This window comes from Duganella sp. CF402, assembly GCF_900109645.1.
In the GTDB taxonomy this organism is placed as follows: Bacteria; Pseudomonadota; Gammaproteobacteria; order Burkholderiales; family Burkholderiaceae_D; genus Rugamonas.
Genome location: NZ_FOBG01000004.1, coordinates 312,201 through 335,660 on the forward strand (window position 1 = coordinate 312,201; position 23,460 = coordinate 335,660).

Annotated in this window: 20 protein-coding genes; 9 read left to right on the plus strand and 11 right to left on the minus strand. The window is 62.1% G+C overall.

Annotated elements, in window-relative coordinates:
* Positions 1-8: 8 nt before the first annotated feature.
* A complete protein-coding gene (gene dacB, locus BMZ70_RS25815) occupies positions 9-1,490 on the minus strand; it encodes a D-alanyl-D-alanine carboxypeptidase/D-alanyl-D-alanine endopeptidase (RefSeq protein ID WP_092280932.1) in 1,482 nt (493 codons plus the stop codon).
* Entirely contained in the window at positions 1,474-2,712 is a 1,239-nt protein-coding gene (locus BMZ70_RS25820; RefSeq protein WP_092280934.1) for a nucleoside recognition domain-containing protein, read from the minus strand. The genes dacB and BMZ70_RS25820 overlap by 17 nt, the downstream gene beginning before the upstream one ends.
* A 98-nt stretch (positions 2,713-2,810) precedes the next feature.
* On the opposite strand from BMZ70_RS25820, the gene BMZ70_RS25825 reads away from it, so the two are divergent.
* From BMZ70_RS25825 to BMZ70_RS25845, 5 genes are all read left to right on the plus strand, one after another.
* Positions 2,811-4,472 carry an ABC transporter substrate-binding protein gene (locus BMZ70_RS25825; RefSeq protein WP_092280936.1) on the plus strand — a complete coding sequence of 554 codons (1,662 nt, stop codon included), beginning with the start codon at positions 2,811-2,813 and terminating at the stop codon, positions 4,470-4,472.
* A gap of 4 nt (positions 4,473-4,476) precedes the next feature.
* Complete coding sequence (locus BMZ70_RS25830) at positions 4,477-5,376, plus strand: YihY/virulence factor BrkB family protein (protein ID WP_092280938.1); 900 nt, start codon at positions 4,477-4,479, stop codon at positions 5,374-5,376.
* A gap of 359 nt (positions 5,377-5,735) precedes the next feature.
* Entirely contained in the window at positions 5,736-7,013 is a 1,278-nt protein-coding gene (locus tag BMZ70_RS25835) for an arsenic transporter (protein ID WP_092280940.1), read from the plus strand.
* Between the two features lies 1 nt (position 7,014).
* The gene (locus BMZ70_RS25840) at positions 7,015-7,611 is read left to right on the plus strand and encodes a flavin reductase family protein (RefSeq protein WP_092280942.1); all 597 of its coding nucleotides are present in this window, start codon (positions 7,015-7,017) and stop codon (positions 7,609-7,611) included.
* A 110-nt stretch (positions 7,612-7,721) separates the two neighbouring features.
* Positions 7,722-8,015 (plus strand): GIY-YIG nuclease family protein, encoded by a 294-nt coding sequence (locus BMZ70_RS25845; protein WP_092280944.1) that lies wholly within the window; start codon positions 7,722-7,724, stop codon positions 8,013-8,015.
* A gap of 39 nt (positions 8,016-8,054) precedes the next feature.
* On the opposite strand, the gene BMZ70_RS25850 is transcribed toward BMZ70_RS25845, so the two are convergent.
* The 6 genes from BMZ70_RS25850 to BMZ70_RS25875 all read right to left on the minus strand — a co-directional run bounded on the left by BMZ70_RS25850 (position 8,055) and on the right by BMZ70_RS25875 (position 14,622).
* Positions 8,055-9,182, minus strand: coding sequence for an acyl-CoA dehydrogenase family protein (locus BMZ70_RS25850; protein ID WP_092280946.1), 1,128 nt, complete (start codon positions 9,180-9,182; stop codon positions 8,055-8,057).
* Between the two features lie 14 nt (positions 9,183-9,196).
* Positions 9,197-9,871 (minus strand): SDR family oxidoreductase, encoded by a 675-nt coding sequence (locus BMZ70_RS25855; protein ID WP_092280948.1) that lies wholly within the window; start codon positions 9,869-9,871, stop codon positions 9,197-9,199.
* On the minus strand, positions 9,871-11,070 hold the full coding sequence (locus tag BMZ70_RS25860; RefSeq protein ID WP_092280950.1) for an acetyl-CoA C-acyltransferase: 1,200 nt from the start codon (positions 11,068-11,070) through the stop codon (positions 9,871-9,873). Before BMZ70_RS25860 ends, BMZ70_RS25855 begins: the two co-directional genes overlap by 1 nt.
* Positions 11,063-12,883, minus strand: a complete 1,821-nt coding sequence (gene aceK / locus BMZ70_RS25865; RefSeq protein ID WP_092280952.1) for a bifunctional isocitrate dehydrogenase kinase/phosphatase — start codon at positions 12,881-12,883, stop codon at positions 11,063-11,065. Before aceK ends, BMZ70_RS25860 begins: the two co-directional genes overlap by 8 nt.
* A 99-nt stretch (positions 12,884-12,982) precedes the next feature.
* On the minus strand, positions 12,983-14,167 hold the full coding sequence (locus tag BMZ70_RS25870; protein WP_092280954.1) for an isovaleryl-CoA dehydrogenase: 1,185 nt from the start codon (positions 14,165-14,167) through the stop codon (positions 12,983-12,985).
* A 65-nt stretch (positions 14,168-14,232) separates the two neighbouring features.
* On the minus strand, positions 14,233-14,622 hold the full coding sequence (locus BMZ70_RS25875; protein WP_092280956.1) for a MerR family transcriptional regulator: 390 nt from the start codon (positions 14,620-14,622) through the stop codon (positions 14,233-14,235).
* A gap of 258 nt (positions 14,623-14,880) precedes the next feature.
* On the opposite strand from BMZ70_RS25875, the gene BMZ70_RS25880 reads away from it, so the two are divergent.
* A complete protein-coding gene (locus BMZ70_RS25880; protein WP_092280958.1) occupies positions 14,881-15,288 on the plus strand; it encodes a hypothetical protein in 408 nt (135 codons plus the stop codon).
* Between the two features lie 228 nt (positions 15,289-15,516).
* Positions 15,517-15,687 (plus strand): hypothetical protein, encoded by a 171-nt coding sequence (locus BMZ70_RS28495; protein ID WP_165403572.1) that lies wholly within the window; start codon positions 15,517-15,519, stop codon positions 15,685-15,687.
* Here BMZ70_RS28495 and BMZ70_RS25885 read toward each other — a convergent pair.
* The 3 genes from BMZ70_RS25885 to BMZ70_RS25895 all read right to left on the minus strand — a co-directional run bounded on the left by BMZ70_RS25885 (position 15,684) and on the right by BMZ70_RS25895 (position 19,000).
* Positions 15,684-16,280 (minus strand): UbiX family flavin prenyltransferase, encoded by a 597-nt coding sequence (locus BMZ70_RS25885; protein WP_092280960.1) that lies wholly within the window; start codon positions 16,278-16,280, stop codon positions 15,684-15,686. The two genes, BMZ70_RS28495 and BMZ70_RS25885, sit on opposite strands and share 4 nt — an antisense overlap.
* Positions 16,273-16,584 carry a Grx4 family monothiol glutaredoxin gene (grxD, locus tag BMZ70_RS25890; protein WP_092280961.1) on the minus strand — a complete coding sequence of 104 codons (312 nt, stop codon included), beginning with the start codon at positions 16,582-16,584 and terminating at the stop codon, positions 16,273-16,275. Before grxD ends, BMZ70_RS25885 begins: the two co-directional genes overlap by 8 nt.
* Before the next feature lie 67 nt (positions 16,585-16,651).
* The gene (locus tag BMZ70_RS25895; protein ID WP_092280962.1) at positions 16,652-19,000 is read right to left on the minus strand and encodes a Tex family protein; all 2,349 of its coding nucleotides are present in this window, start codon (positions 18,998-19,000) and stop codon (positions 16,652-16,654) included.
* A gap of 185 nt (positions 19,001-19,185) precedes the next feature.
* Between BMZ70_RS25895 and BMZ70_RS25900 the strand changes: the two genes are divergently transcribed.
* Together BMZ70_RS25900 and BMZ70_RS25905 are read left to right on the plus strand one after the other, a co-directional pair.
* Positions 19,186-22,314 (plus strand): DEAD/DEAH box helicase, encoded by a 3,129-nt coding sequence (locus BMZ70_RS25900; RefSeq protein ID WP_092280964.1) that lies wholly within the window; start codon positions 19,186-19,188, stop codon positions 22,312-22,314.
* Between the two features lie 3 nt (positions 22,315-22,317).
* Positions 22,318-23,433 (plus strand): PAS domain-containing sensor histidine kinase, encoded by a 1,116-nt coding sequence (locus BMZ70_RS25905; RefSeq protein ID WP_229205595.1) that lies wholly within the window; start codon positions 22,318-22,320, stop codon positions 23,431-23,433.
* Positions 23,434-23,460: the final 27 nt, after the last annotated feature.

The following is a 23,460-nucleotide window of genomic DNA, read 5'->3' on the forward strand; positions in this document are numbered from 1 at the left end:
GGCTCCTGTTAGTTGCGGGCCACCCAATCGACCAATGCGTCCAGCACGGCGCGGCCAGCGCCGTTGGCGACGTGGGGATCGTTGAGGATGGCGACCACGATGCAGGGCTGGTTGCTGGCGTCCGGGACGTAGCCGGCGATGGCAATCACGCCTGTCAGGCTACCAGTTTTCAGGCGAGCGCGCTGCGCGGCTGGGCTGTCCTTGAGGCGGCGGCGCATGGTGCCGTCGGTGGCGGCGATGGGGAGGCTTGCCAGGAATTCGGGCGCCCACAGGCTTTTCAGGCCGGCTTGCAGCACGCCGGCCAATTGTGCGGGCGTGGCGCGTTCGGTGCGCGAGAGGCCGGAGCCGTTGTCCAGTATCAGGCCGTTGCCGTCGATGTTGTGCTGCTGGAGCCAGGCGCGGATCGCGGTTTCGGCACGCATGGCGGTGCTGGCGGCAGTGGCATCGCCATTGGCAGCGCTGACAGTGTTTGCGGCCAGGGGACGGCTGCCCAGCGCGGCGTCGGCTTCCAGACTTCCAAGGCTCAGGAAGACGGTGCGGGCCAGCGTGTTGTCGGATTGCTTGTTGGTGTCGCGCAGGACTTCGGGCAGCGTGCGCGAGACGTGTTCGGCCAACAGGCGCGTGACTGCGGCGGGTGCGGTGGCTTCGCGCACCTCGCCGGTCAGCGAGCCGCCTTGCTTGCGCCATTCGGCCAGCAGCAGGCGGGCCAGGTAGTCCTGGCTATCCAGCACGTTAATGCTGGTGGACTTGGCGCAATCCTTGGGGAAACTGCCATGCAGGACGACTTCGATGCGGTCGCCTTTGCGCGCGTAGTCCGGCGAACGCCAGCCATTTTCCCATGCGGCGCAGGCGGCGTCGCTCAGCTTCATCTCCGAGCGGATGGTGACCTTGTCCAGCTCCGGCGTCATCACCAGCGACAGTTTGTCGGCGGTGGAGCGCATTTCCACTTTCAGCAGGTTGGTGTTGACCAGCGCCGCATTTGGAATCACGTTGTAGTAGGCCCACGGATATTCATCAAACGGCGGCTGCCCCGCATCCGGCCGCGTGGGCTGGAACAGCAGGCGGTCGACCACGATATCGCCCTTGATCTTGCGGATGCCCTGGTTGCGCAAGGCTTGCAGCATGTGCGACAGCGCGTCCTCGTTGAGGTCCGTGTCGGCGCCGCCGCGCAGGATCAAGTCGCCCTGCAGCACGCCGTTGACCACATCGGCGCTGGTGCGGAATTCGGTGCGGCCGCGGAACACCGGGCCCAGCTGCTCCAGCGCCGTCATGGCGGTGAACAGCTTCATGGTCGATGCCGGCTGCATGACTTGTGTCGCGTTGTGCGATACCAGTGTGGCGTCGCCGCGCATGACGACGATGCCGGCGGCCTCCAGCGGAATGCCGGACGACTGCATCAGCCGCGTCACCGGTTCCGGCAAATCGCCGGCATGGACCAGGCCCGCCGCGCACAGCGCAGCGGCGAGCAAACTTTTAATGGAAGAAGACATAGGCAACCGCAATCGCAGCAAGCACGCCGGCAAAGTCGGCGATGAGGCCGCAGGAGATCGCGTAGCGCGTCTTGCGGATGCCCACCGAGCCGAAATACAGCGCGACGATGTAGAAGGTGGTATCGGCCGAGCCATTGAACACGCAGGCAAGGCGGCCGACAAAGGAATCAACGCCATAGGTTTGCATGGTGTCGATCATCATGGCTTTGGCGGCGCTGCCGCTCAGTGGCTTCATCAAGGCGGTTGGCAAGGCGTTGACGAAATCGGTGTTCACGCCGATGGTGCTGAACAGCCAGTGGAAGCCTTCCAGCACAAAGCCCAGCAAGCCCGCGTTGCGCACCACGCTGATCGCCACCAGCATACCGACCAGATAAGGAATTACCGTGATCGAGGTCTGGATGCCGCCCTTGGCGCCTTCGATAAAGGCCTCGTACACGTTGACCTTCTTGCGCAGCGCGCCGATGATGAAGCCTCCGATCACCGCCATCAGCACGAAGTTGCTGAAGACTTTGGACACCACTTCGATTTCGGATTTGGTCAGGTAGTGGGTGAAGTACCAGACCGTCGCCACGATGAAGGCGGTGATCCCACCGAGCCAGCCCACCACCACACGGTTGAACAGGTTGATGCGCTGGCGGATCGCCACCGCGATGATGCCGGTCATGGTCGCCACATAGGTCGCCACCATGCACGGAATGAAGATATCGGATGGATCGGCTGCGCCGAGGATGGAGCGCTGGGCCATGATGGCCAGCGGGATCAGCGTCAGGCCGGAGGTGTGCAGCACCAGGAACATGATCTGCGCGTCGGTCGGCTCGTCCTTGTTGGGATTCAGCGTTTGCAGGCTTTCCATCGCCTTCAGGCCGAACGGCGTGGCGGCGTTGTCGAGGCCCAGCAGGTTGGCCGAGAAGTTCATCACCATATGGCCGGTGGCCGGGTGGTTCGACGGTACGCCGGGGAAGATGCGCGAGAAGAATGGCGCTATCAGTTTGGCCAGCAGGTCGATGGCGCCGGCTTTTTCGCCGACGTTCATGATGCCGAGCCACAGCGTCATGACACCGGCCAGCGGCAGGGCGATATCCATCACGCCGGTGCGTGCGGAGTCGAAGGTACCGTCGATGATGCGCTTGAAAATTTCGGTGTCGCCCAGGAAGAGGAACTGCGCCAGCGCGGCCAGGAAGCCCACCAGAAAAAAGCCAGACCAGATGTAATTGAGCGACATTTTTAGCGAGTTCAGTAGGTGATCCGTAAAGTATAGCGGGTATGGCGGCCCAAAAAGTTATAAGCTGCCGCTTTAACGTGCGAGGCGCCATGAGAAGGATGCTGAAAATTTGTGCAGAGGTGCTGGCCGCAGCCGTCGTCGCGTGCACCGTCGCTCCCGCGCACGCGGGAGCCCATGCTGAGCAAAAGGTCCTTCACGCCTACCTGAGCACCGGCGAAACCGCCCTCGATCCCGCTGTCGCCTCGGACATCGCCTCTCTCAGTCTGCTGGAAAACCTGTTCGATCCCCTGCTGCGCTACGACTACACCGCGCGCCCGGTCAAGCTGATTCCCAACACGCTGGCCGCCATGCCCGAGATTACGGACAACGGCAAGACCTACACCTTCCGCCTGCGCCAGGACGTCTACTTCACGCCCGACGCCGCATTCAAGGAGGCGAAACGGCAGGTCACCGCCGCCGACTACGTCTACAGCTTCAAGCGCCTGTACGACCCCACGCTGAAATCCCCCTGGCTCTACCTGTTTGACGGCGTGGCCGGAATAGAGGCCGTAGAGCCGTTCACCCTGCGCATCCGCCTGAAAGCGCCCGATCCCAACTTCCTGTTCTACCTCGCCATTCCTGCCACCGGCGTGGTGGCGCGCGAAGTGGTGGAGGCTTACGGTGCGCAAGTCGGCAACCACCCGGTCGGCACCGGCCCGTTCAAGATCGGCACGTGGAAGCACAGCGACCAGATCATCCTGCTGGCTAACCGCGACTTCCGCCCGACGGAATTCAACGGCAAGCGCTTGCCACTGCTGGACCGCATCGACATCAAAATCGTCGAGGAATACCAGTCCCGTGTGCTGGGTTTCCTGAACGGCGAATTCGATTTCCTCGAACAGCTGCCCGAGTCGATGAAGGAAATGGTGCTCACCGACGACGCTAAACTTAAGCCCGAACTGGCCCGCAAAGGCATCGTCCTCGCGCCCTTTCCGGTGCTGCAGACCTACTACATGTGGATGAACATGGACGATCCGGTCATCGGCGGCTACGGCAAGGAGAAGGTGGCGCTGCGCCGCGCCATCGCGCTGGGATACAACCGCGACGAGGATATCCGCACCATGAAGAAGGGCCTCGCGCTGCCCGCCATCACGCCGCTGCCACCGAATGTGCTGGGCTACGACGCCAACTACCGCAGCCCGGTGGCCTACGATCCGGCGCTGGCTAATGCGCTGCTGGACCGCTACAACTATCGCAAAGGCGAAGACGGCTTCCGCACGCAGCCCGACGGCAAGCCGCTCACGCTGGTGATGCACAGCGAATCGTCCACCGTCGGCCGCCTGCGCGATGAGCTGTGGCGCAAGAACCTGAGCGCCATCGGCCTCAAAGTGGTCTTCAAGAGCGACAAGAAAACCGAAATCATCAAAGCCTCGCGCCTCGGCTCAGTGATGATGTTCGAAACGAACTGGGTGGCCGATTTCCCCGATGGCGACAACTTCTACCAGCTGCTGTACGGTCCCAACGCCGGCCGCGCCAACTACGCGCGTTTCAATCTCCCGGCATACAACCAGCGCTACGAGCAAGCCCGCTTGATGGGAGAATCACCAAAACGCACTCTCCTGTATGATGAACTGGCGAACATCATCCACGCCTACACGCCGTGGGTATTGCTGACGCATCCCATCTCCGCCGACCTGCAGCAACCGTGGCTCAAGAATTACCGTCGCCACCCGGTGGAGTTCACCAACTGGCGCTATCTGGATATAGACGCACGACGATAACTGCATGAACCTGTTCAACCGAAGGGCGCTGGCCTACGTGGCGCACCATCCGATGGATTTCACGGTGCAGTGCCTGAAAGGCTTCCGCGCCAATCAAGGCCTGCTGCTGGCGGGCGCGGTGGCGTATTACTCGCTGCTGTCCATCCTGCCGCTGTTGATGCTGGTGGTGGTGGCGCTGTCGCACGTGATCGACCAGCAGGAATTGCTGACCACCGTGGGGCGCTACCTGAAATGGCTGGTGCCGGGACAGTCGCAGCCCATCGTGGCCGAGGTGGCGCAGTTTCTTGAACATCGCGATCTGGTGGGCGGTGTGCTGCTGGTCAGTATGCTGTTCTTCAGCTCACTGGCGTTCACCGTTTTGGAAAACGCCATGTGCGTGATCTTCAAGCATCGCGTGGCGATCCGGCGGCGGCACTTCATGATCTCGGCCATCATGCCCTACTGTTACATCTTGTCGCTGGGCGCGGGCATGCTGCTGGTGACGCTGGTGGCGGGCAGCTTGCAGGTGCTGGGCGAGGAGAGCGTGCAGTTGCTGGGACATAGCTGGTCGTTGCATGGCGTGTCGGGCGTGCTGCTGTATTTACTGGGCCTGGCGGGCGAGGTACTGGTGCTGTCGTCGATTTATCTGGTGATGCCGGTGGGGCGCTTGTCGCTGTCGCATGCGCTGATCGGCGGTGTGACGGCGGCGCTGTTGTGGGAGGTGGCGCGGCGGATATTGGTGTGGTACTTCTCCACCCTGTCGCAAGTGAGCGTGGTGTATGGCTCGATGACCACCGCCATCATCGTCATGTTCAGCCTGGAGATCGGCGCCACCCTGCTGCTGTTCGGCGCGCAGGTGATTTCGGAGTTCGAGCGCGTCGGGCGCGGGCGTCAGCAGCGCGCGCCACAGCCTATGACTACATAAATAAAATAATTTGTGCGTCGCACAAAAATCTGTGATACACTACGTTCAGTGGTTGAGGTTTGCAAGCAAACAGTCCCACGTCCGGCAGATGCGCCGCGCCCAGAGTTGTGTAAGTTCGATGGCGCAGGTGACGCAGAAGCTGGAGTTGTAATTCCGAATACGTTGGTCGATTTACACGTCAAGGGCACCATGCAGATAGCATGGGCGTTTGAGACGCCGCCTCACCTGGCAGATAGCCAGGGAGACCGGTACGATTAAAGCATAGGTAATACATTGGAACGAAGCCCGCTGAGATGCGGGCTTTTTTTTCGTCTGCGATATCATGCCGGACGAATACACTCCACAAGGGACTACGCAGGATGCTGAACGCTCTACTCATTTTCATCGCCACGCTGGTGCTGGTGATCTGGCAGCCGCGCGGCTTGGGTATCGGCTGGAGCGCGTCGCTCGGTGCGGTGGTGGCGCTGCTGGCGGGCGTGATTCAGGTGAGCGATATTCCGGTGGTGTGGCACATCATCTGGAACGCGACGGCGACGCTGGTGTGCATCATCATCACCAGCCTGTTGCTCGACAAGGCCGGCTTCTTCGAATGGGCGGCGCTGCATGTGGCGCGTTGGGGCGGCGGTAGCGGCAGGCGTTTGTTTGTGCTGCTGGTGCTGCTGGGGGCCGTGGTGTCCGGCTTGTTCGCCAACGACAGCGCGGCGCTGATCCTGACGCCGATTGTGATCGCGATGCTGCAGCCGCTCCGCTTTTCGGCCCGCGCGACACTGGCGTTTGTGATGGCGGCGGGCTTTGTCTCCGATACGGCCAGCTTGCCGCTGATCGTCTCCAATCTGGTGAACATTGTGTCGGCCGACTATTTCGGCGTCAGCTTCGCGCGCTATGCTGCGGTGATGGTGCCGGTGAACTTTGTCGCGGTGGCGGCCACGCTGGCGGTGCTGATGTGGTTCTTCCGCCGTGATATCCCCGGTGACTACGATGTGGCGCAACTCAAGGATCCGAAGCTGGCGATTCATGACCGTCCGACCTTCATTGCCGGATGGTGGGTGCTGGCGCTGCTGCTGGTCGGCTTCTTTGTGATCGAGCCTTTGGGCGTGCCGATTTGCGCGGTGGCGGCGTTTGGATCTGCGGTGCTGCTGGCGGTGGCTGCGCGCGGCCATCGCATCTCGACGCGCGAAGTGCTGCTGCATGCGCCGTGGCAGATCGTGATCTTCTCGCTGGGGATGTATCTTGTGGTGTACGGCCTGCGCAACGCCGGCCTGACGGCTTACCTGACCGATGCGCTCACATGGTGCGCGCAGCACGGCGTGTGGGCGGCGGCGATGGGTACGGGCTTCCTCACGGCGATCCTGTCGTCGGTGATGAACAACCTGCCGACGGTGCTGATTGGCGCGCTGTCGATCGACGCTACGCCGACGCAAGGCGTGGTGCGCGAGGTGATGGTGTACGCGAACGTGATCGGCAGCGACCTCGGTCCGAAGATCACGCCGATCGGCAGCCTGGCGACGCTGCTTTGGCTGCACGTGCTGGCCAACAAAGGCACGCGCATCTCGTGGGGCTACTACTTCCGCGTCGGTATTGTGTTGACCTTGCCGGTGCTGTTTATAACGTTGGCGGCGCTCGCCGTGAGGATTTAAAGTGGATCAGCATATCAAGCCAGTGGAGCTGGAGAAGTCGTATCGCTTGTTGAATCATGGGCCGACGGTGCTGGTGTCGGCTGCGCATGGCGGCGTTGAGAATGTGATGTCGGCGGCGTGGTCGTGCGCTTTGGATTTCGCGCCGCCCAAGGTGACGGTGGTGCTGGACAAGGCCACTGCCACGCGGCCGCTGGTAGAACAGAGCGGCTACTTCGCGCTGCAGGTGCCGAATGTGTCGCAAGTTCAGCTGACGTATGACGTTGGCCACACCAGCGCAATCGACACGCCGGGCAAGCTGACCAAAGCCGGCGTGCAGTTGTTCCGTGTGGATGGCTACGATCTGCCGCTGGTGGCCGGCTCCTCTGCGTGGCTGATCTGCAAAGTGATTCCCGAGCCGCGCAATGAACAGGTGTATGACCTGTTCATCGGCGAAGTGGTAGCGGCGTATGCGGACGAGCGCGTGTTCAGCAACGGCCACTGGCACTTCGAAACCGCCGACCCATCCCTGCGCAGCCTGCACTACATCGCCGGCGGCACCTTCTACGCCATCGGCGACATGGTCGTGGCAGACTCCACAAGCACCCCAAAGACCAACTAACCACCGTCATTCCGGCGTAGGCCGGAATCTAAGTAAGGAACAATTGAGTAATATCAGCTCAAGAATTTGAGATAGCGCGAACATTTTTCATATCAAAGGAGATACGAAAAATGGAAAAGCGGAGTTATGTGTATATTCTGGCGAGCGGCATTTACGGTACCCTATACATCGGAGTTACTTCCAATCTGGTCCGGCGTGTGTGGGAACATCGCGAGGGTTTGGTTGATGGATTCACCAAAGAATACGGCGTGAAAAACCTTGTCTGGTATGAACAGCATCTTGATATTTATGCTGCAATCACTAGGGAAAAACAGATCAAGGAGTGGCGGCGGGATTGGAAGGTTAATTTGATACAAAAAACAAATCCCTCTTGGAGGGATTTGTTTTTGGATATCTGTGCTTGATGCGTAAAATTGGGTTCCGGCCTTCGCCGGAACGACGGGTCAGAGGGCGCGGGCGATCAGGATTTTCTGGATGTCGCTGGTGCCTTCGTAGATTTGGCATACGCGCGCGTCGCGGTAGATGCGTTCTACCGGGAAGTCGCTCACGTAGCCGTAGCCGCCGTGGATCTGGATGGCGTCTGAACAAACCTTCTCCGCCATCTCGGAAGCGAACAGCTTGGCCATCGCGGCTTCTTTCAGGCAGGGCAGCCCAGCGTCTTTCATCGATGCGGCGTGCAGGATCAACTGGCGCGCGGCTTCGATTTGCATCGCCATCTCCGCCAGCTTGAATTGCACCGACTGGTGTTCGAAAATCGGCTTGCCGAAGCTTTCGCGTTCGCGCGCGTAGTTCAGGGCTGCTTCGTATGCCGAACGCGCCATGCCTACCGATTGCGAGGCGATGCCGATACGGCCGCCCTCCAGCCCGGACAAGGCGATCTTGTAGCCCTGGCCTTCTTCGCCGATCAAATTCTCGGCCGGGATGCGGCAGTTCTCGAACAGGATTTGCGCGGTGTCGGATGAGTGCTGCCCCATCTTCTGCTCAATGCCGGCCACGATGTAGCCTGGCGTCGACGTCGGCACCCAGAACGCGCTGATGCCTTTCTTGCCGGCCGCCTTGTCGGTCACCGCCATAACGATCGCCACGTCGGCGTGCTTGCCGCTGGTGATGAACTGCTTCACGCCGTTCAGCACATAGTGGTCGCCGTCGCGCGTGGCGGTGGTGCGCAGCGCGGCGGCGTCGCTGCCGGTGTGCGGTTCGGTGAGGCAGAAGGCGCCCAGCATCTCGCCTTGCGCCAGTGGCCGCAGCCATTGTTCTTTCTGCTGCGCGTTCGCATACATCATGCCGATGCTGCATACCGGGCAGTTGTTGACGGAGATGATGGTGGACGTGCCGCCATCACCTGCCGCGATTTCCTCCAGTACCAAGGCCAGGGACACGTAATCCATGCCCGCCCCGCCCAGCTCCTCGGGCACGGCGACGCCGAAGGCGCCCAGCGCCGCCAGCTCCTTCAGCTCTTCCTTCGGGAAGTGGTGTTCCTTGTCCCAGCGGGCTGCGTTGGGGGCCAGACGCTCCTGTGCGAAAGTGCGCAAGGCGTCGCGGATCATTTCGTGTTCCTGACTCAGTATCATGTTGTCTCTTCTATTTACCAGCCAATGGTTGTGCCATCGTAGTTGAGGTAAGCCGCTTTATCCGACGCGGGTAGCGTCGCCAGCGTGTTGCGGATGCCTGCCGCGCTCTCTTCTACCGAGAGATCCGCGCTTTCGCCACCCATGTCGGTGCGCACCCAGCCTGGATGGAAGGCCACGCACGTCACACCTTGCTTGCCATGCACCAGCGCCGTATCGATCAGCACCGAATTCAGCGCCGCCTTGCTGGCGCGGTACAGCGATCCCACCGGCGAGTTACGCTCGCTCAGTGAGCCCATGCGCGACGACAGCACCGCCAGCTTGCCGTTGCCGCGCGAGGCGGCCACCAGCGGCGCCAGGATCGGCAGCAGGCGCATGGCCGCCAGCACGTTGGTGTGCATGACCGAGTTGAAGTCGGTCTCCATCGGGAAACCGTCGTGGCGCGGGCCATACACGCCCGCGTTGAGGATGGCGACGTCCAGCTCTTCGCCATCGAGCTTCCAGCCGATGCCGGCTACCGCCTCGACGTTGTTCACATCCAGCTTGTGCGGCTCGGCGCCCAGCGCCGCCAGCGCGTCGCAGTCTTCCTGCTTGCGCGCGGTGGCGATCACGCGCCAGCCATCGGCCCGGTACTGCTTGACCAGTTCCAGGCCGATGCCGCGCGAAGCGCCGATGACCAGGGCAGTCGCCATTACACCAGCTCCACTGCCATCGCGGTCGCTTCGCCGCCGCCGATGCACAGCGCCGCCACGCCTTTCTTGCCGCCGGTGCGTTTCAGTGCGCCCAGCAGGGTGACGATGATGCGCGCGCCGGATGCGCCGATCGGGTGGCCCAGCGCGCAGGCGCCGCCGTGGATGTTGACTTTGTCGTGCGGGATGTCGAGGTCGCGCATGGCGGCCATCGGCACGGCAGCGAAGGCTTCGTTGATCTCGAACAAGTCAACGTCCTTGGTGCTCCAGCCGATTTTCTTGTACAGCTTTTCGACCGCACCGATAGGCGCGGTGGTGAACAGGTTAGGCTCTTGTGCGAAGGTGGCGTGGCCGTGGATGCGGGCGATCGGCGTCAGGCCCAGTTCCCTGGCTTTCGATTCGCGCATCATCACCAGTGCGGCTGCGCCGTCGTTGATCGAGGACGACGAGGCGGCGGTGATGGTGCCGTCTTTCTTGAACGCGGCGCGCAGCGTAGGGATCTTCTCTACCTTGGCTTTCAGCGGGCCTTCGTCCTTGTCGATGACGGTGTCGCCGGCGCGCGAGGTTACGGTCACTGGCGCGATTTCCCACTTGAAGTAGCCTTCGCTGGTGGCCACTTGCGCACGCTTCACCGATTCGATGGCGAAGTTGTCCTGCGCTTCGCGGGTGAATTCATACTTGGCCGAGCACTCTTCGGCGAAGGTGCCCATCGAACGGCCTTCGCCGGTTTTCTCGTTGCGCGAGTAGGCGTCTTCCAGACCGTCGTACATCATGTGGTCGAACATCATGCCGTGGCCGATGCGGTAGCCGCCGCGCGCTTTTGGAATCAGGTACGGTGCGTTGGTCATGGACTCCATGCCGCCGGCGATCACCACGTCGGCGCTGCCGGCGACCAGCTGGTCGTGCGCGAAGATCGCGGCTTGCATCGCCGAGCCGCACATTTTCGACAGCGTGACGGCGCCGGTGGAGGTTGGCAGGCCGGCTTTCAACAGTGCCTGGCGTGCAGGCGCCTGGCCCTGGCCCGCCATCAGGCAGTTGCCGAAGTAGACGTGTTCGACCAGCTTGCCGTCGATGCCGGAGCGCTCGACGGCGGCTTGAATCGCTACTGCGCCCAGGTCGTGCGCTGCCTTGGCCGAGAAGTCGCCCTGGAAGGCGCCCATAGGGGTGCGGGCTGCGCCCACGATAACGATAGGATCATTCATTTTCAAAGGTCTCCATGAAGGGTGGCGGAGTCACCGCCGGAATGTTGGACAGCTCCTTGTGGAAGAAGCGGATTTGTTGCGGATACGGATAAACATCTTCCACCAGCCCCTGCTCGATGCGCTGCTTGCGCGCTTGCCAGTACTCGGGCGTGAGCAGGTCGGCGTGGTGCTTGAGGAAGTACTTGCGGATCTTCGGGTTCCCCAGCAGGAAGCTGCCAAACTGCTCGGGGAAGACATCGTGTTTGCCGATCGGGTACCACGGCTCCGACGCCATTTCTTCTTCCTCGTTGCGCGGCTCGGGGATGGGGCGGAAGTGGCAGTCGGTGATGTATTCGATTTCGTCGTAGTCGTAGAACACCACGCGCTGGTGGCGCGTGACGCCAAAATTTTTGTACAGCATATCGCCGGGGAAGATGTTGGCGGCGACCAGCTCCTTGATGGCGTTGCCGTATTCGAGCACGCCGTGTTCGAGCTGCGCTTCGTCGTGTTCTTTTTCGGTCAGCCACATATTCAACGGCACCATGCGGCGCTCGATGTACAGGTGCTTGATGATGATCTGGTCGCCCTCTTCCTCCACCAGCGACGGCGCGAACTGCTTGAGTTCCGCCAGCAGTTCTTCCTTGAAGCGGTTGCGCGGGAAGGCGACGTTGGAGTATTCCAGCGTGTCGGCCATGCGGCCCACGCGGTCGTGGTGCTTCACCAGCAGGTACTTCTGCTTGACCAGCGCGCGCGTGGTTTCCTTCGGCGGCGGGTAGAAGTCCTTGATCACCTTGAACACGTAGGGGAAGGACGGCAGCGCGAACACCAGCATCACCAGCCCCTTGATGCCGGGCGCGATGTCGAACAGGTCCGACGAGTGGCGCAGGTGCTGCAGGTAGTCGCGGTAGAACAGCGCCTTGCCCTGCTTCTGCAAGCCGAGGATGGTGTAGATCTCGCTGCGCGGCTTGCGCGGCATCAGCGCGCGCAGGAATTGCACGTAGGCCGATGGCACTTCCATGTCGACCATGAAGTAGGCGCGCGTGAAGGAGAACAGCACGGCGATCTGCTCCGGGTCGCACAGTACGGTGTCGAGTATCAGCTCGCCGTGGCGGTTGTGCAGGATCGGCACCACGAATGGATACACGCGGTTGCCGTTGATGCTCTGGCCGACGATGTAGGCGCCCTTGTTGCGGAAGAACAGGCTGGAGAGCACATGGATCTGGTGATTCGGCTCGATGCGGGCGTCGCCATATAAGGCGTTGAGGCGCGCTTCCACTTGTTCGACGTCGCGCGTCAGGTTGGCGAATTTGGCGTCGAGCTGGAAGTTGGTGACGATGCGCTTGAGCGTGTAATGCATGCCGTCCGCCGCCGGGTAGTAGACGCGGTAGGTCGGGCGCGGTTCGGCGGTTTCGATGTACTCGGTGGAGACCACCGGGCGCACGAAGATGAATTCATTGTGGAAGTAGCGCCGGTGCAGGATCTTGCAGCAGACCGAGTTGAAGAAGGTTTCGGCCAGTTCCGGCTGCTTGTGATCGGACAGCATGCCGATGTAGTGCAGCTTGAGTTCGCGCCACACTTCATCGCTCAGGTCGGCGGGATCGTACTCGTCTTCCAGCAGCTGCACGCATTCTGCGACGCGCTTGTCGTAGAAATCGATGCGCGCGCGCGCGGCGGTTTGCGCCGCCGCCCAGCTGCCGCGTTCGAAATGCTGCTGCGCCTGCTGGCTGGTCGCGCGGAACAGCCGGTAGTGCTTGTCGAAGCCCTCGCGGATGGTGCGCGCGATGTCGAACGCAATTTGCGAGCGCAGCAGTTTGGGGAAGGCGGCGTGAGTCATGTCGGTTCCTGACGTCGTACCGGCGAAGGCCGGTACCCAAGCTGAGCTGGCTTGCCAGCGTTCCATTGGGCACCGGCCTTCGCCGGTGCGACGGTCATTTTACTTGGTCTCGGCAAACAGCTCGCGGCCGATCAGCATGCGGCGGATTTCGCTGGTGCCGGCGCCGATTTCATACAGCTTGGCGTCGCGCCACAGGCGGCCGACCGGGTACTCGTTGATGTAGCCGTTGCCGCCCAGCGTCTGGATCGCCTCGCCAGCCATCCAGGTGGCTTTTTCAGCCGAGTACAGAATGGCGCCAGCCGCGTCCTTGCGCAGGTTGCGCACTTGCTCTGGCGTGGTGGCGCGATCACAGGCCTGGCCGACGGCATACACGTAAGCCTTGCACGCCATCATGGTCGAGTACATGTCGGCGATTTTGCCCTGCATCAGCTGGAACTCGCCGATCGGCTGGCCGAACTGCTTGCGGTCGTGGATGTAAGGCACCACCGCATCCATGCACGCCTGCATGATGCCCAGCGGACCGCCCGACAGCACGGTGCGCTCGAAGTCCAGGCCCGACATCAGCACGTTGACGCCCTTGCCCAGACCGCCCAGCACGTTCTCGGCCGGCACTTCGCAATCTTCAAACACCAGCTCGCCGGTGTGCGAGCCGCGCATGCCCAGCTTGTCCAGCTTTTGCGCGACCGAGAAGCCCTTGAAGCCTTTTTCGATCAGGAAGGCGGTCATGCCTTTCGGGCCGGCTTCCAGGTCATTCTTGGCGTACACCACCAGCACATCGGCGTCCGGGCCGTTGGTGATCCACATCTTGGTGCCGTTCAGCACCCAGCGGTCGCCCTTGAAGTCGGCGCGCAGCTTCATGCTGACCACGTCGGAACCGGCGTTCGGCTCGGACATGGCCAGTGCGCCCACGTGCTCGCCCGAGATCAGCTTCGGCAGGTATTTCTTCTTTTGCTCTTCGGTGCCGTTGCGCTTGATCTGGTTGACGCACAGATTCGAGTGGGCGCCATACGACAGGCCGACCGAGGCCGAGGCGCGCGAGATTTCCTCCATCGCCACGATGTGGGCCAGGTAGCCCATGTTGGCGCCGCCGTACTCTTCCGGCACGGTGATGCCGAGCACGCCCAGCTCGCCCATCTTGCGCCACAGGTCCATTGGGAACTGGTCGCTGCGGTCGATTTCGGCCGCGCGCGGGGCGATTTCGGCGGCGGCGAACTGCTGCACGGCTTCGCGCAGCGCGGCGATGTCCTCGCCGTGGTCAAAAGTCAGGCCTGGGAGATGGAGCATGTCTTCCTCTATTCGTTATTGGTTTGAAGCGGCCATGATACGCCGATGTGACGTTAACGTAAACGTCAAGTCGCGGCGTGGACTTCCAGCATGCGCTTGCACTCGTCTTCGTGGGCCTGGATCTCGGCCAGCGACATTTCAATGTCTTCGCGCTGTTGTTCCAGCGTTTCGCGGTGCTGCGCCAGCACGGCCAGGAAGCGGTGCATCTGGGCGGCCGAATCCTTGGGCGTTTCGTACATGTCGACCAGGCTCTTGATCTCGGCCAGCGACAGGCCGAGGCGCTTGCCGCGCAGGGTCAGCTTGAGGCGGGTGCGGTCGCGCCCGGTGTAGACGCGGTTGCGGCCGCCGGCGCCTTCGCGCGACGGGCTGAGCAAACCCTGGTCTTCGTAAAAGCGGATGGCACGCGCCGTAATATCGAATTCGCGCGCCAGTTCAGTGATAGTGTAGGTGGACATGATGTGATGTGGATTTCCGTTTACGTCAACGTCAATGCATTGTAGCGCGAAATGCTGGGCGGTATCGTGCGACGTCAAACCCGCTGCGCCAGCATGATAGCCGTCCTCTATGTGCCACCGAATAAAATTTGCCGCATAATTTCACTGACGTTTGCAGCGCGAGAGGATAGAATGTTAATTAAAATATCTTATAACGTCACAATTTCGGCCTCCGATGCAGAGACTGACTTTCATGACGCAACGTGAAATAGTTCAATTATGAATTCTTCTAATGAACGCGAAAGCTTTAGCCAGCGCCTGCAACAGGCACTCAAGAATGCCCACTACTCGCCTGACAGCCCGACCCGGCTGGCGCGCGAATTCAATATCCGGTTCGACGGACGGCCGATTACCGTCCATGCGGCCCGGAAATGGCTGGTAGGCGAGGCGATTCCGACCCAGGAGAAGCTGCGCATGATCGCCCAATGGCTCGGCGTACCGGCCGAATGGCTGCGCTTTGGCGGTCCGGAAGAAGGGGCGCCGGCCGGCGAGAACGGCAACGGCGTATCGCGCTTCGAATCGGCCGACGTCAAGCTGATCGCCGATCTGCAGCGCCTGGACGAGCACCATCGTCAGATTGCGCGTGAATTTATCCGCATGCTGGTGCGGGTAAACTACCAAAAGTAGATATTTTTACGTAGTACTACGGAGAGATATTGACCGCTTGAAGCATGATGTGAACATGCTTTCATGAAACTGCGTTCATGCTTTGCCAAGTTTTGTTCGGACCGGGGCGCGCCATAGGCAGCGCCCTTTTTATTTTCGCTATCTTTGCGAAATGTCATAGTTTCGAAGCGGATTTCAGGCACAATAGGGAGAGCTTATTTTTCGGGGAGTGACGCTTTGAGCCGTCTGATGAAAAGCAATTACAGCAATGCCGCGCAGCTGAAAGACCTGATGACCGCCCCTCCCATGAGCGCCGCCCAGCATGCTGAAGTAATGCGCAAACGCATTGCCCAGCGCCGCATGGTGGAAGAAGCCCGTGAGTTGAAGCGCGCCAGCAGTTCCTACGACGACAAGCGTTAAGCTTCGCCGCTAGCACCCTTCAGGCCCGCCCAGCGCGGCGCCAGAGCATGTTCGATCCCAAATAAATCGATGACGCGCGCCACCGTGTGGTCGACCATTTCCGCAATGGTTTGCGGGTTGTGATAAAAGCTCGGCAGCGGCGGGAAGATGATGCCGCCCATTTCCGTGACCGCCGTCATGTTGCGCAGGTGCGCGAGGTTGAACGGCGTTTCCCGCACCATCAGCACCAGCCGGCGGCGCTCCTTGAGCACCACGTCGGCCGCGCGCGCGATCAGGTTATCCGACAAGCCGTGCGCCACCGAAGCCAGGGTTTTCATCGAACAGGGGGCGATAATCATGCCGTCGCTCTGGAACGAGCCGCTGGCGATCGAGGCGCCGATGTCGCGCACCTTGTGCACCACATGGGCGTAGGATTCCACTTCGCGCCGCTGCAAGCCAGTTTCCTGGTGCAGGGTGAGGACGGCGGCGTCGGAGATCATCAAATGTGTCTCGACGCCACCAATATGTTGCAAATGCTGCAGCAGACGCACACCGTACACCGCGCCGGTGGCGCCGGTGATGGCAATGATAATGCGCTGTGGCCGATCAGGCATCCAGCAGGGCTTTCAGTTCGCCCGACTCAAACATCTCGTTCATGATGTCCGAACCGCCGATGAATTCACCCTTGATGTACAGCTGGGGAATGGTAGGCCAGTTCGAGTAGTCCTTGATGCCCTGACGCACTTCCGGATCTTCCAGTACGTTCACGGTGGCAATGTTTTCAACGCCGCACGCTTTCAGGATCTGGATAGCACGGCCGGAGAAGCCGCATTGTGGGAACTGGGCGGTGCCCTTCATGAACAGCACCACTGGGGTGGAGGTCACGGTTTCTTTGATCCAAGTTTGTACGTCGCTCATAGCTGCCTCTAGGGTGTAAAGATGTGGAATACCGGCATTTTATAAGAAAATGCCGGCTGCCGTTATTTTACCCCCGCAGCTTGGCGAAGGCGGCCGCCATGCTGCCACCGATAGCCGGCTCGCGGGTCTGCTGCTTCTGCTGCTGGCCCATCGCGCGGCGGTCGTTGCGGTCGCCGCGCTGCTGCGGCTGCGAACCGGCTTGCGGCGCGCTGTCGGTCAGGCGCATGGTCAGGGCGATGCGCTTGCGCTTTTCGTCCACTTCCAGCACTTTCACCTTCACCACCTGGCCGGCTTTCACCACCGAGTGCGGATCCTTGACGAAGGTGTTGGACAGGGCCGAGATGTGCACCAGGCCGTCCTGATGCACGCCGATGTCGACGAAGGCGCCGAAGGCGGCCACGTTGGTCACCACGCCCTCCAGGATCATGTCCGGACGCAGGTCCTTGATTTCCTCCACCCCTTCCTTGAAGGTGGCGGTGGTGAATTCAGGACGCGGGTCGCGGCCCGGCTTTTCCAGTTCCTTCAGGATGTCGGTGACGGTCGGCACGCCGAACTTGTCGTCGGCGTACTTGGCCGGCTGCAGGCGCTTGATCAGCGCGCTGTCGCCGATCACGCCCTTGATGTCCTTCTGGATATCGCTGAGGATTTTTTCCACCAGCGGGTAGGATTCCGGGTGCACCGCCGACGCATCCAGCGGATTCTCGCCGCCGATCACGCGCAGGAAGCCGGCCGCCTGTTCAAAGGTCTTGTCGCCCAAACGCGGCACGGATTTCAGCGCGGCGCGCGAGGTGAAGGCGCCCTTGGCGTCGCGGTAGCTGACAATCGCCTGCGCCACCGAGGACGACAGGCCGGACACGCGCGCCAGCAGCGGCGCCGAGGCGGTATTCACGTCTACGCCGACGGCGTTCACGCAATCCTCGACCACGGCGTCCAGCGTGCGCGCCAGCTGGGTTTGCGAGACGTCGTGCTGATACTGGCCGACGCCGATCGATTTCGGATCGATCTTCACCAGCTCGGCCAGCGGATCCTGCAGGCGGCGGGCGATGGACACCGCACCGCGCAGCGACACGTCCATGTCCGGCAACTCTTTCGAGGCGAACTCGGATGCCGAGTACACCGAGGCGCCCGCCTCCGACACCACGATCTTGCTCATTTTTTGCTCAGGGAAGCGCTTGAGCAGGTCTTGCGCCAGCTTGTCGGTTTCGCGCGAGGCCGTGCCGTTGCCGATCGAAATCAGCGACACGTTGTGCTTCATGGCCAGCTTGCCCAAGGTGTGCAGCGAGCCTTCCCAGTCGTTTTTCGGCTGGTGTGGATAAATCACGGCGGTATCCACCACCTTGCCGGTGGCGTCCACCACCGCCACCTTGACGCCGGTGCGCAGGCCCGGGTCCAGGCCCATCGTGGCGCGCTGGCCGGCCGGGGCCGCCAGCAGCAAGGCTTTCAGATTGGTAGCGAAGACGTTGATGGCCTCCAGCTCGGATTTCTCGCGCAGGGCGCCCATCAATTCGGTGTCCAGATGCATGAAGCTCTTCACGCGCCAGGTCCAGCGCGCCGTGTCGGACAGCCATTTGTCGGCCGGGCGACCGGCGTTCTTGATGCCGAAACGGGCGGCGATGCGGCTTTCGCACGGATTGTGCGGCGCATCCCACTTTGGTTTTTCCGGCTCGGTATCGAGGCGCAGGGCGACGTCGAGGATGCCTTCGCGGCGGCCGCGCATCAGCGCCAGGGCGCGGTGCGAAGGCACGCTGGCCAGCGGCTCGGAATAATCGAAGTAATCGGCGAACTTTTCGCCTTCTTCTTGCTTACCTTCAATAACCTTCGACTCAACAATGCCATGCTCTTGCACATATTCACGCAGCGATTGCAGCAGGGTCGCGTCTTCGGCAAAGCGTTCCATCAGGATCTGGCGCGCACCGTCGAGGGCGGCTTTGGTGTCGGCCACGCCCGGATTGTTGCCGTCGGCGGTGGTGAAGGCGTCGCGCAGGTACTTGGCGGCCTCGGCTTCCGGGTTCAGGTCCGGGTTGGCCAGCAGGCCGTCGGCCAGCGGCGCCAGGCCGGCTTCGATGGCGATCTGGGCCTTGGTGCGGCGTTTTTGCTTGTAGGGAAGATATAAGTCTTCCAGCCGGGTCTTGTCTTCTGCGTGCATGACAGCATCTAACAACTCTGGTGTCATCTTGTTTTGCTCGGTAATCGATGCCACGATACTGGCGCGGCGATCTTCCAGCTCGCGCAGGTAGCGCAGGCGCTCTTCAAGCAGACGCAGCTGGGTGTCGTCCAGCCCCCCGGTCGCCTCTTTACGATAGCGGGCGATGAAGGGCACGGTGGCGCCTTCGTCCAACAGGGCGATGGCGGCGGCAACCTGGGCCGGTTTGGCGGCCAGTTCGAGGGCAAGACGTTGTTCGATGGAAGGCAGCATGTTGATGATTCCTAGACAGACAAGCCCGGAATAATACGACATTGGCCGCCCAAAAGTACGGCGAACGTGGCGAAGCCCACGCTATCGGACAGGTTTTACAAGAATTACGTGAACACGAACGCTTCAATGGCGGATAATATTGCCTGTTGCTGTTTTTGAACTATCTTTGACCAACAATGCGACCTATGGATCTTACCCGCGACGACGCCCCTGCCGCCCCTGCTGCTCCAGCACCGGCTACCACACGCCCAGCGCCGCCTGCGAATCAATTGTCGTACGCTGTCGCCACGTGGCTGCAGCGTGTGGATGCGGCTGCGCATCCCAAGGCCAAGCTCACTCCGCCGCCGGTCGAGAATGACCCCAAGCAAACCAATTACAAACTGATTTATGTGATGGCGCCGACCAGCGGCGGCCGTCACGTCGCCCTGTGCCTGTACAAAGCCCGCCTGCGCCCGAACGGCGACGTGGCGGCGGCCAGTCCGGTCAGCGAGGTGTTTTCGCTGCTGTCGACGCCACCGACTTTCATGACGCAAGCCGATGAAGACCTGATCCGTTTCTTCGTCGCCATGCGCAGCGGCCAGAATTCCCAGACCGGCTCGGCCACCGAACCGCGCGGCAAAATCGGCGCGGCGCTGCTGAACATGCTGGCCGAGCAGGACAAATTGTTGTGGGCTAACTCGTGGGCCGACGTCGGCAACGGCCTGGTCTATCCGCTCAAGGGCGGCGTACTGCGCGAAGCCAACCTGGCCTGGCGCGAAGAGGGTAAGGGCCTGCGCCTCGGCTGGCAGGTCCAGCCGCCGCCGGGCGCCAAGCACGTCGGCGCCGATCAGGTCGACTACATGCTGCCGACCGATCCGCCGTGGTACATCGATAACCTGTCGTGTGGCGTGCTGCAATTGAACCAGGGCGGCACGCAAATCCCGCTGGCCGACCTGCAAGCGCTGGTGGCGCAGGCGCCGCTGCTGACCAATAACGACAAGATGCGCGTGTCGCAGCTGCTGCTGGCGCACGGCCTGCAGGGCTTGATGCCGCTGCCGCAGCCGCTGCCGCAGCGCATCCGCGACGACGTCAAGCCGCGTCCGGTGCTGACGCTGGACGCCGCCATGCTGGCCGACGGCTCGATGCAGCGCTGGAACGATTTCGCCGTGCTGTCCTTCGACTACGACGGCGAGCGCGTCTCGTTCGACCCGTCGCAGCGGGTGGTGCGCCAGAAGGGCGAAGTCACCGAGATCATCCAGCGCGACAGCGGCGCCGAAGACGACGCGCTGGCCGTGCTGACCGAGCGCCATTTCGTCGCCCCGACCACGCTGCCGCTGAGCAGCGTCAAGGGCGGCTTGTTGCTGCCGACCCAGGCCGAGTGGATCCGTTTCGCGCGCGACGGCATCACCGCGCTGAAGGACGCCGGCTGGAAAATCGAAAAAACCGTCAAGTACCGCTACGACACGCAGGAAGTCGGCGACTGGTATGCGCAAGTGGAAGAAGACGAGGCCGACGGCGGCCGTGCCTGGTTCGAACTGGAGCTGGGCATCATGGTCGAGCAGGAGCGTGTGCCGCTGCTGCCGGTGCTGGTGCAGTTGATCCGCAACGCACCCAATGATTTCAATCCGAAAGTCATCGCCAACCACGGCGACGAAGACCAGATGCTGGCCACCCTGCCGGACGGCAGCCGGGTGGCCCTGCCGTGGGGCCGTGTGCGCCCTATCCTGAACACGCTGGGCGAGTTGTATTTCAGCGACAAGATCAAGAGCTCGCTGCGCATGGCAACGCTGGACGCGGCCCGTCTCGACGAGCTGGCCCGCAATGTGGACATGACATGGACCGGCGGCGAAGAGTTGCGCGACATGGGCGCGCGCCTGAACCAGTTCGGCGCGGTCAAACGGGTTGCCACCCCGGCCGGCCTGCAAGCCACGCTGCGCGACTATCAAACCGATGGCCTGTCGTGGATGCAATTCCTGCGTGAATACGGCTTCGCCGGCATCCTGGCCGACGATATGGGCTTGGGCAAAACCGTGCAGACCTTGGCGCACATCCTGGTCGAGAAGGAAGCCGGCCGCCTGACCGCGCCGGCGCTGGTCATCGCGCCAACCAGCCTGATGGGCAACTGGCAGGAAGAAGCCGCGCGTTTCGCGCCCGGCCTGAAAGTGCTGCTGCTGCAAGGCAAGGACCGCATGGGCCAGTTCGACCAGATCGACGAAGCCGACCTGGTGCTGACCACCTACGCCCTGCTGCCGCGCGACGAGGAAAAACTGCGCGAGCACGATTTCCACCTGGTGATCCTGGACGAATCGCACTACATCAAGAACACCCGCTCCAAGGCGGCCCAGAGCGCCGGCCTGCTGCGCGCGCGCCATCGCCTGTGCCTGTCGGGCACGCCGCTGGAAAACCACCTGGGCGAGCTGTGGTCGCAATTCCACTTCCTGCTGCCGGGCCTGCTCGGCGACGAGAAGGGCTTCAACACCGTGTTCCGCCATCCGATCGAGCGCCAGGACGACCCGCTGCGGCGTGCGCTGCTGAATCGCCGCATCAAGCCGTTCCTGCTGCGCCGGACCAAGGACAGCGTGGCGAAAGAGCTGCCGCCGAAGACCGAGATGGTGCGCAAGGTCGAACTGACCGGTGCCCAGCGCGACCTGTACGAGACCGTGCGTCTCGCAATGGACCAGAAAGTGCGCGAGGAAATCGACCGCAAGGGCGTGGCGCGCAGCCAGATCGTGATCCTGGAAGCGCTGCTCAAGCTGCGCCAGGTGTGCTGCGATCCGCGCCTGGTCAAGTCGACCACCAAGAAGCAGCAAGCCGCCGGCTCTGCCAAGCTTGCCGACCTGATGCAGATGGTCGAGGATTTGCTGGAAGAGAAGCGCAAGATCCTGGTGTTCTCGCAGTTCACCAGCATGCTGGAACTGATCGAGGAAGAACTGGAAGCGCGCGACATTCCGTATGCCCTGCTGACCGGCGACACCAAGGACCGCAGCGCCCAGGTGGCGGCCTTCCAGCAAGGCGCGGTGCCGATCTTCCTGATTTCGCTGAAAGCCGGCGGCGTCGGCCTCAACCTGACGGCGGCCGATACCGTGATCCACTACGACCCGTGGTGGAATCCGGCGGCGGAAAACCAGGCCACCGACCGCGCCTGGCGTATCGGGCAGGACAAGCCGGTGTTCGTCTACAAGCTGATCGCCAAGGGTACGCTGGAAGAAAAGATCCAGGTCTTGCAGCAGAAGAAGTCCGATCTGGCGCAGTCCATCCTGGCGGAAGGCGAGTCGCAGAAAATGGCGCTCACCCAAGAGGACCTGCAGCAAATCTTCGCACCGTTGGTGGAGTAAGCAATGAGCCAGACGATAGCGGAACTCCAGGCAGCATTACAGCAATCCCAAGCCAACGAAGCCCGCTACCAGCTGCTGCTCGAACACAGCACCGAGATCAGCTGGATGGCCGACTGCGCCAGCCTTACACTGACGTGGCTCAGTCCGGCTGCCGAACGCCAGTTCGGCTACACGCTGGAAACCGCGCAAACATTGGCCGCCGGCCTGCTCAAGGACTTGCAGGCGCGGCTGGCGCGCTACGCCGAGGGCGACCTCAGCCGCCGTCGCTTGCTGCGTGAAACCGAGTTGGCCCATAGCGACGGGCGCATGGTGCCGGTGGAAATCGAATCAACCCTGATCCTTGATGACCACGGCGTACCGACCACGGTGGTCGGCGTGGTGCGCGACCTCAGCGCGCAGCGTGAGCTGGCGGCGCAGCAGAAAAAGTTCGCCTCCATGCTGTCGCACGAATTCCGCACGCCGTTGTCGACCATCGACGGCGCCGTGCAGCGGCTGGAAATGACCGGCGCCCACCACGACGAAGGCACGCGCAAGCGCTACCGCAAGATCCAGACCGCCGTCGACCGCATGCTGGTCATGCTGGACGAGTACCTGTCGCCGGAGCGCATGGCCAGCATTGGCCGCGAGCGCCAACCGGACGAAGTCGATCCCGCCGCGCTGTTGCAGGCCGCCGCCGAGCAGGCCCGGCAACGGCGCCAGCAAGTCACGGTGCAGACCTCGGGTTTGCCGCAATGGATGCGCTGCGACCCGGCCGGCATGCGTTTGTGTCTCGACATCTTGCTGGATAATGCAATAAAGTACACAAGCGAGAATATTCCGATAGAATTGGTGGGAAGAATTGCAACAGAAGGTGGCGTCGAATTCCTGGTGCGTGATCATGGCGCCGGCATTCCGGAAGCGGAGTTGCCGCACGTATTCGACAAAGCCTACCGTGGCAGCAACGCCGTCGGCGTGGCGGGATCAGGGCTGGGCCTGTACATGGCGCGGTCGATCGCGGACGTGCACGGCGGCACCGTCAGCGCACGGAATGTTTCTGAAAGCGGCACGGAATTTCGGATTTGGTTGCCGGTGGCAGCCAATGCCGGGAAAAGCCTTGCGCGAGAGGAAGGCAGCAGGTGATAATTCCTTGGACGCAAGCTCATAGCA

Coding starts and splice junctions, on each gene's coding strand:
- dacB (WP_092280932.1), bottom strand. CDS start 1,490: ATGTCTTCTTCCATTAAAAGTTTGCTCGCCGCTGCGCTGTGCGCGGCG.
- BMZ70_RS25820 (WP_092280934.1), bottom strand. CDS start 2,712: ATGTCGCTCAATTACATCTGGTCTGGCTTTTTTCTGGTGGGCTTCCTG.
- BMZ70_RS25825 (WP_092280936.1), top strand. CDS start 2,811: ATGCTGAAAATTTGTGCAGAGGTGCTGGCCGCAGCCGTCGTCGCGTGC.
- BMZ70_RS25830 (WP_092280938.1), top strand. CDS start 4,477: ATGAACCTGTTCAACCGAAGGGCGCTGGCCTACGTGGCGCACCATCCG.
- BMZ70_RS25835 (WP_092280940.1), top strand. CDS start 5,736: ATGCTGAACGCTCTACTCATTTTCATCGCCACGCTGGTGCTGGTGATC.
- BMZ70_RS25845 (WP_092280944.1), top strand. CDS start 7,722: ATGGAAAAGCGGAGTTATGTGTATATTCTGGCGAGCGGCATTTACGGT.
- BMZ70_RS25850 (WP_092280946.1), bottom strand. CDS start 9,182: ATGATACTGAGTCAGGAACACGAAATGATCCGCGACGCCTTGCGCACT.
- BMZ70_RS25855 (WP_092280948.1), bottom strand. CDS start 9,871: ATGGCGACTGCCCTGGTCATCGGCGCTTCGCGCGGCATCGGCCTGGAA.
- BMZ70_RS25860 (WP_092280950.1), bottom strand. CDS start 11,070: ATGAATGATCCTATCGTTATCGTGGGCGCAGCCCGCACCCCTATGGGC.
- aceK (WP_092280952.1), bottom strand. CDS start 12,883: ATGACTCACGCCGCCTTCCCCAAACTGCTGCGCTCGCAAATTGCGTTC.
- BMZ70_RS25870 (WP_092280954.1), bottom strand. CDS start 14,167: ATGCTCCATCTCCCAGGCCTGACTTTTGACCACGGCGAGGACATCGCC.
- BMZ70_RS25875 (WP_092280956.1), bottom strand. CDS start 14,622: ATGTCCACCTACACTATCACTGAACTGGCGCGCGAATTCGATATTACG.
- BMZ70_RS25880 (WP_092280958.1), top strand. CDS start 14,881: ATGAATTCTTCTAATGAACGCGAAAGCTTTAGCCAGCGCCTGCAACAG.
- BMZ70_RS28495 (WP_165403572.1), top strand. CDS start 15,517: ATGAAAAGCAATTACAGCAATGCCGCGCAGCTGAAAGACCTGATGACC.
- BMZ70_RS25885 (WP_092280960.1), bottom strand. CDS start 16,280: ATGCCTGATCGGCCACAGCGCATTATCATTGCCATCACCGGCGCCACC.
- grxD (WP_092280961.1), bottom strand. CDS start 16,584: ATGAGCGACGTACAAACTTGGATCAAAGAAACCGTGACCTCCACCCCA.
- BMZ70_RS25895 (WP_092280962.1), bottom strand. CDS start 19,000: ATGCTGCCTTCCATCGAACAACGTCTTGCCCTCGAACTGGCCGCCAAA.
- BMZ70_RS25900 (WP_092280964.1), top strand. CDS start 19,186: ATGGATCTTACCCGCGACGACGCCCCTGCCGCCCCTGCTGCTCCAGCA.
- BMZ70_RS25905 (WP_229205595.1), top strand. CDS start 22,318: ATGAGCCAGACGATAGCGGAACTCCAGGCAGCATTACAGCAATCCCAA.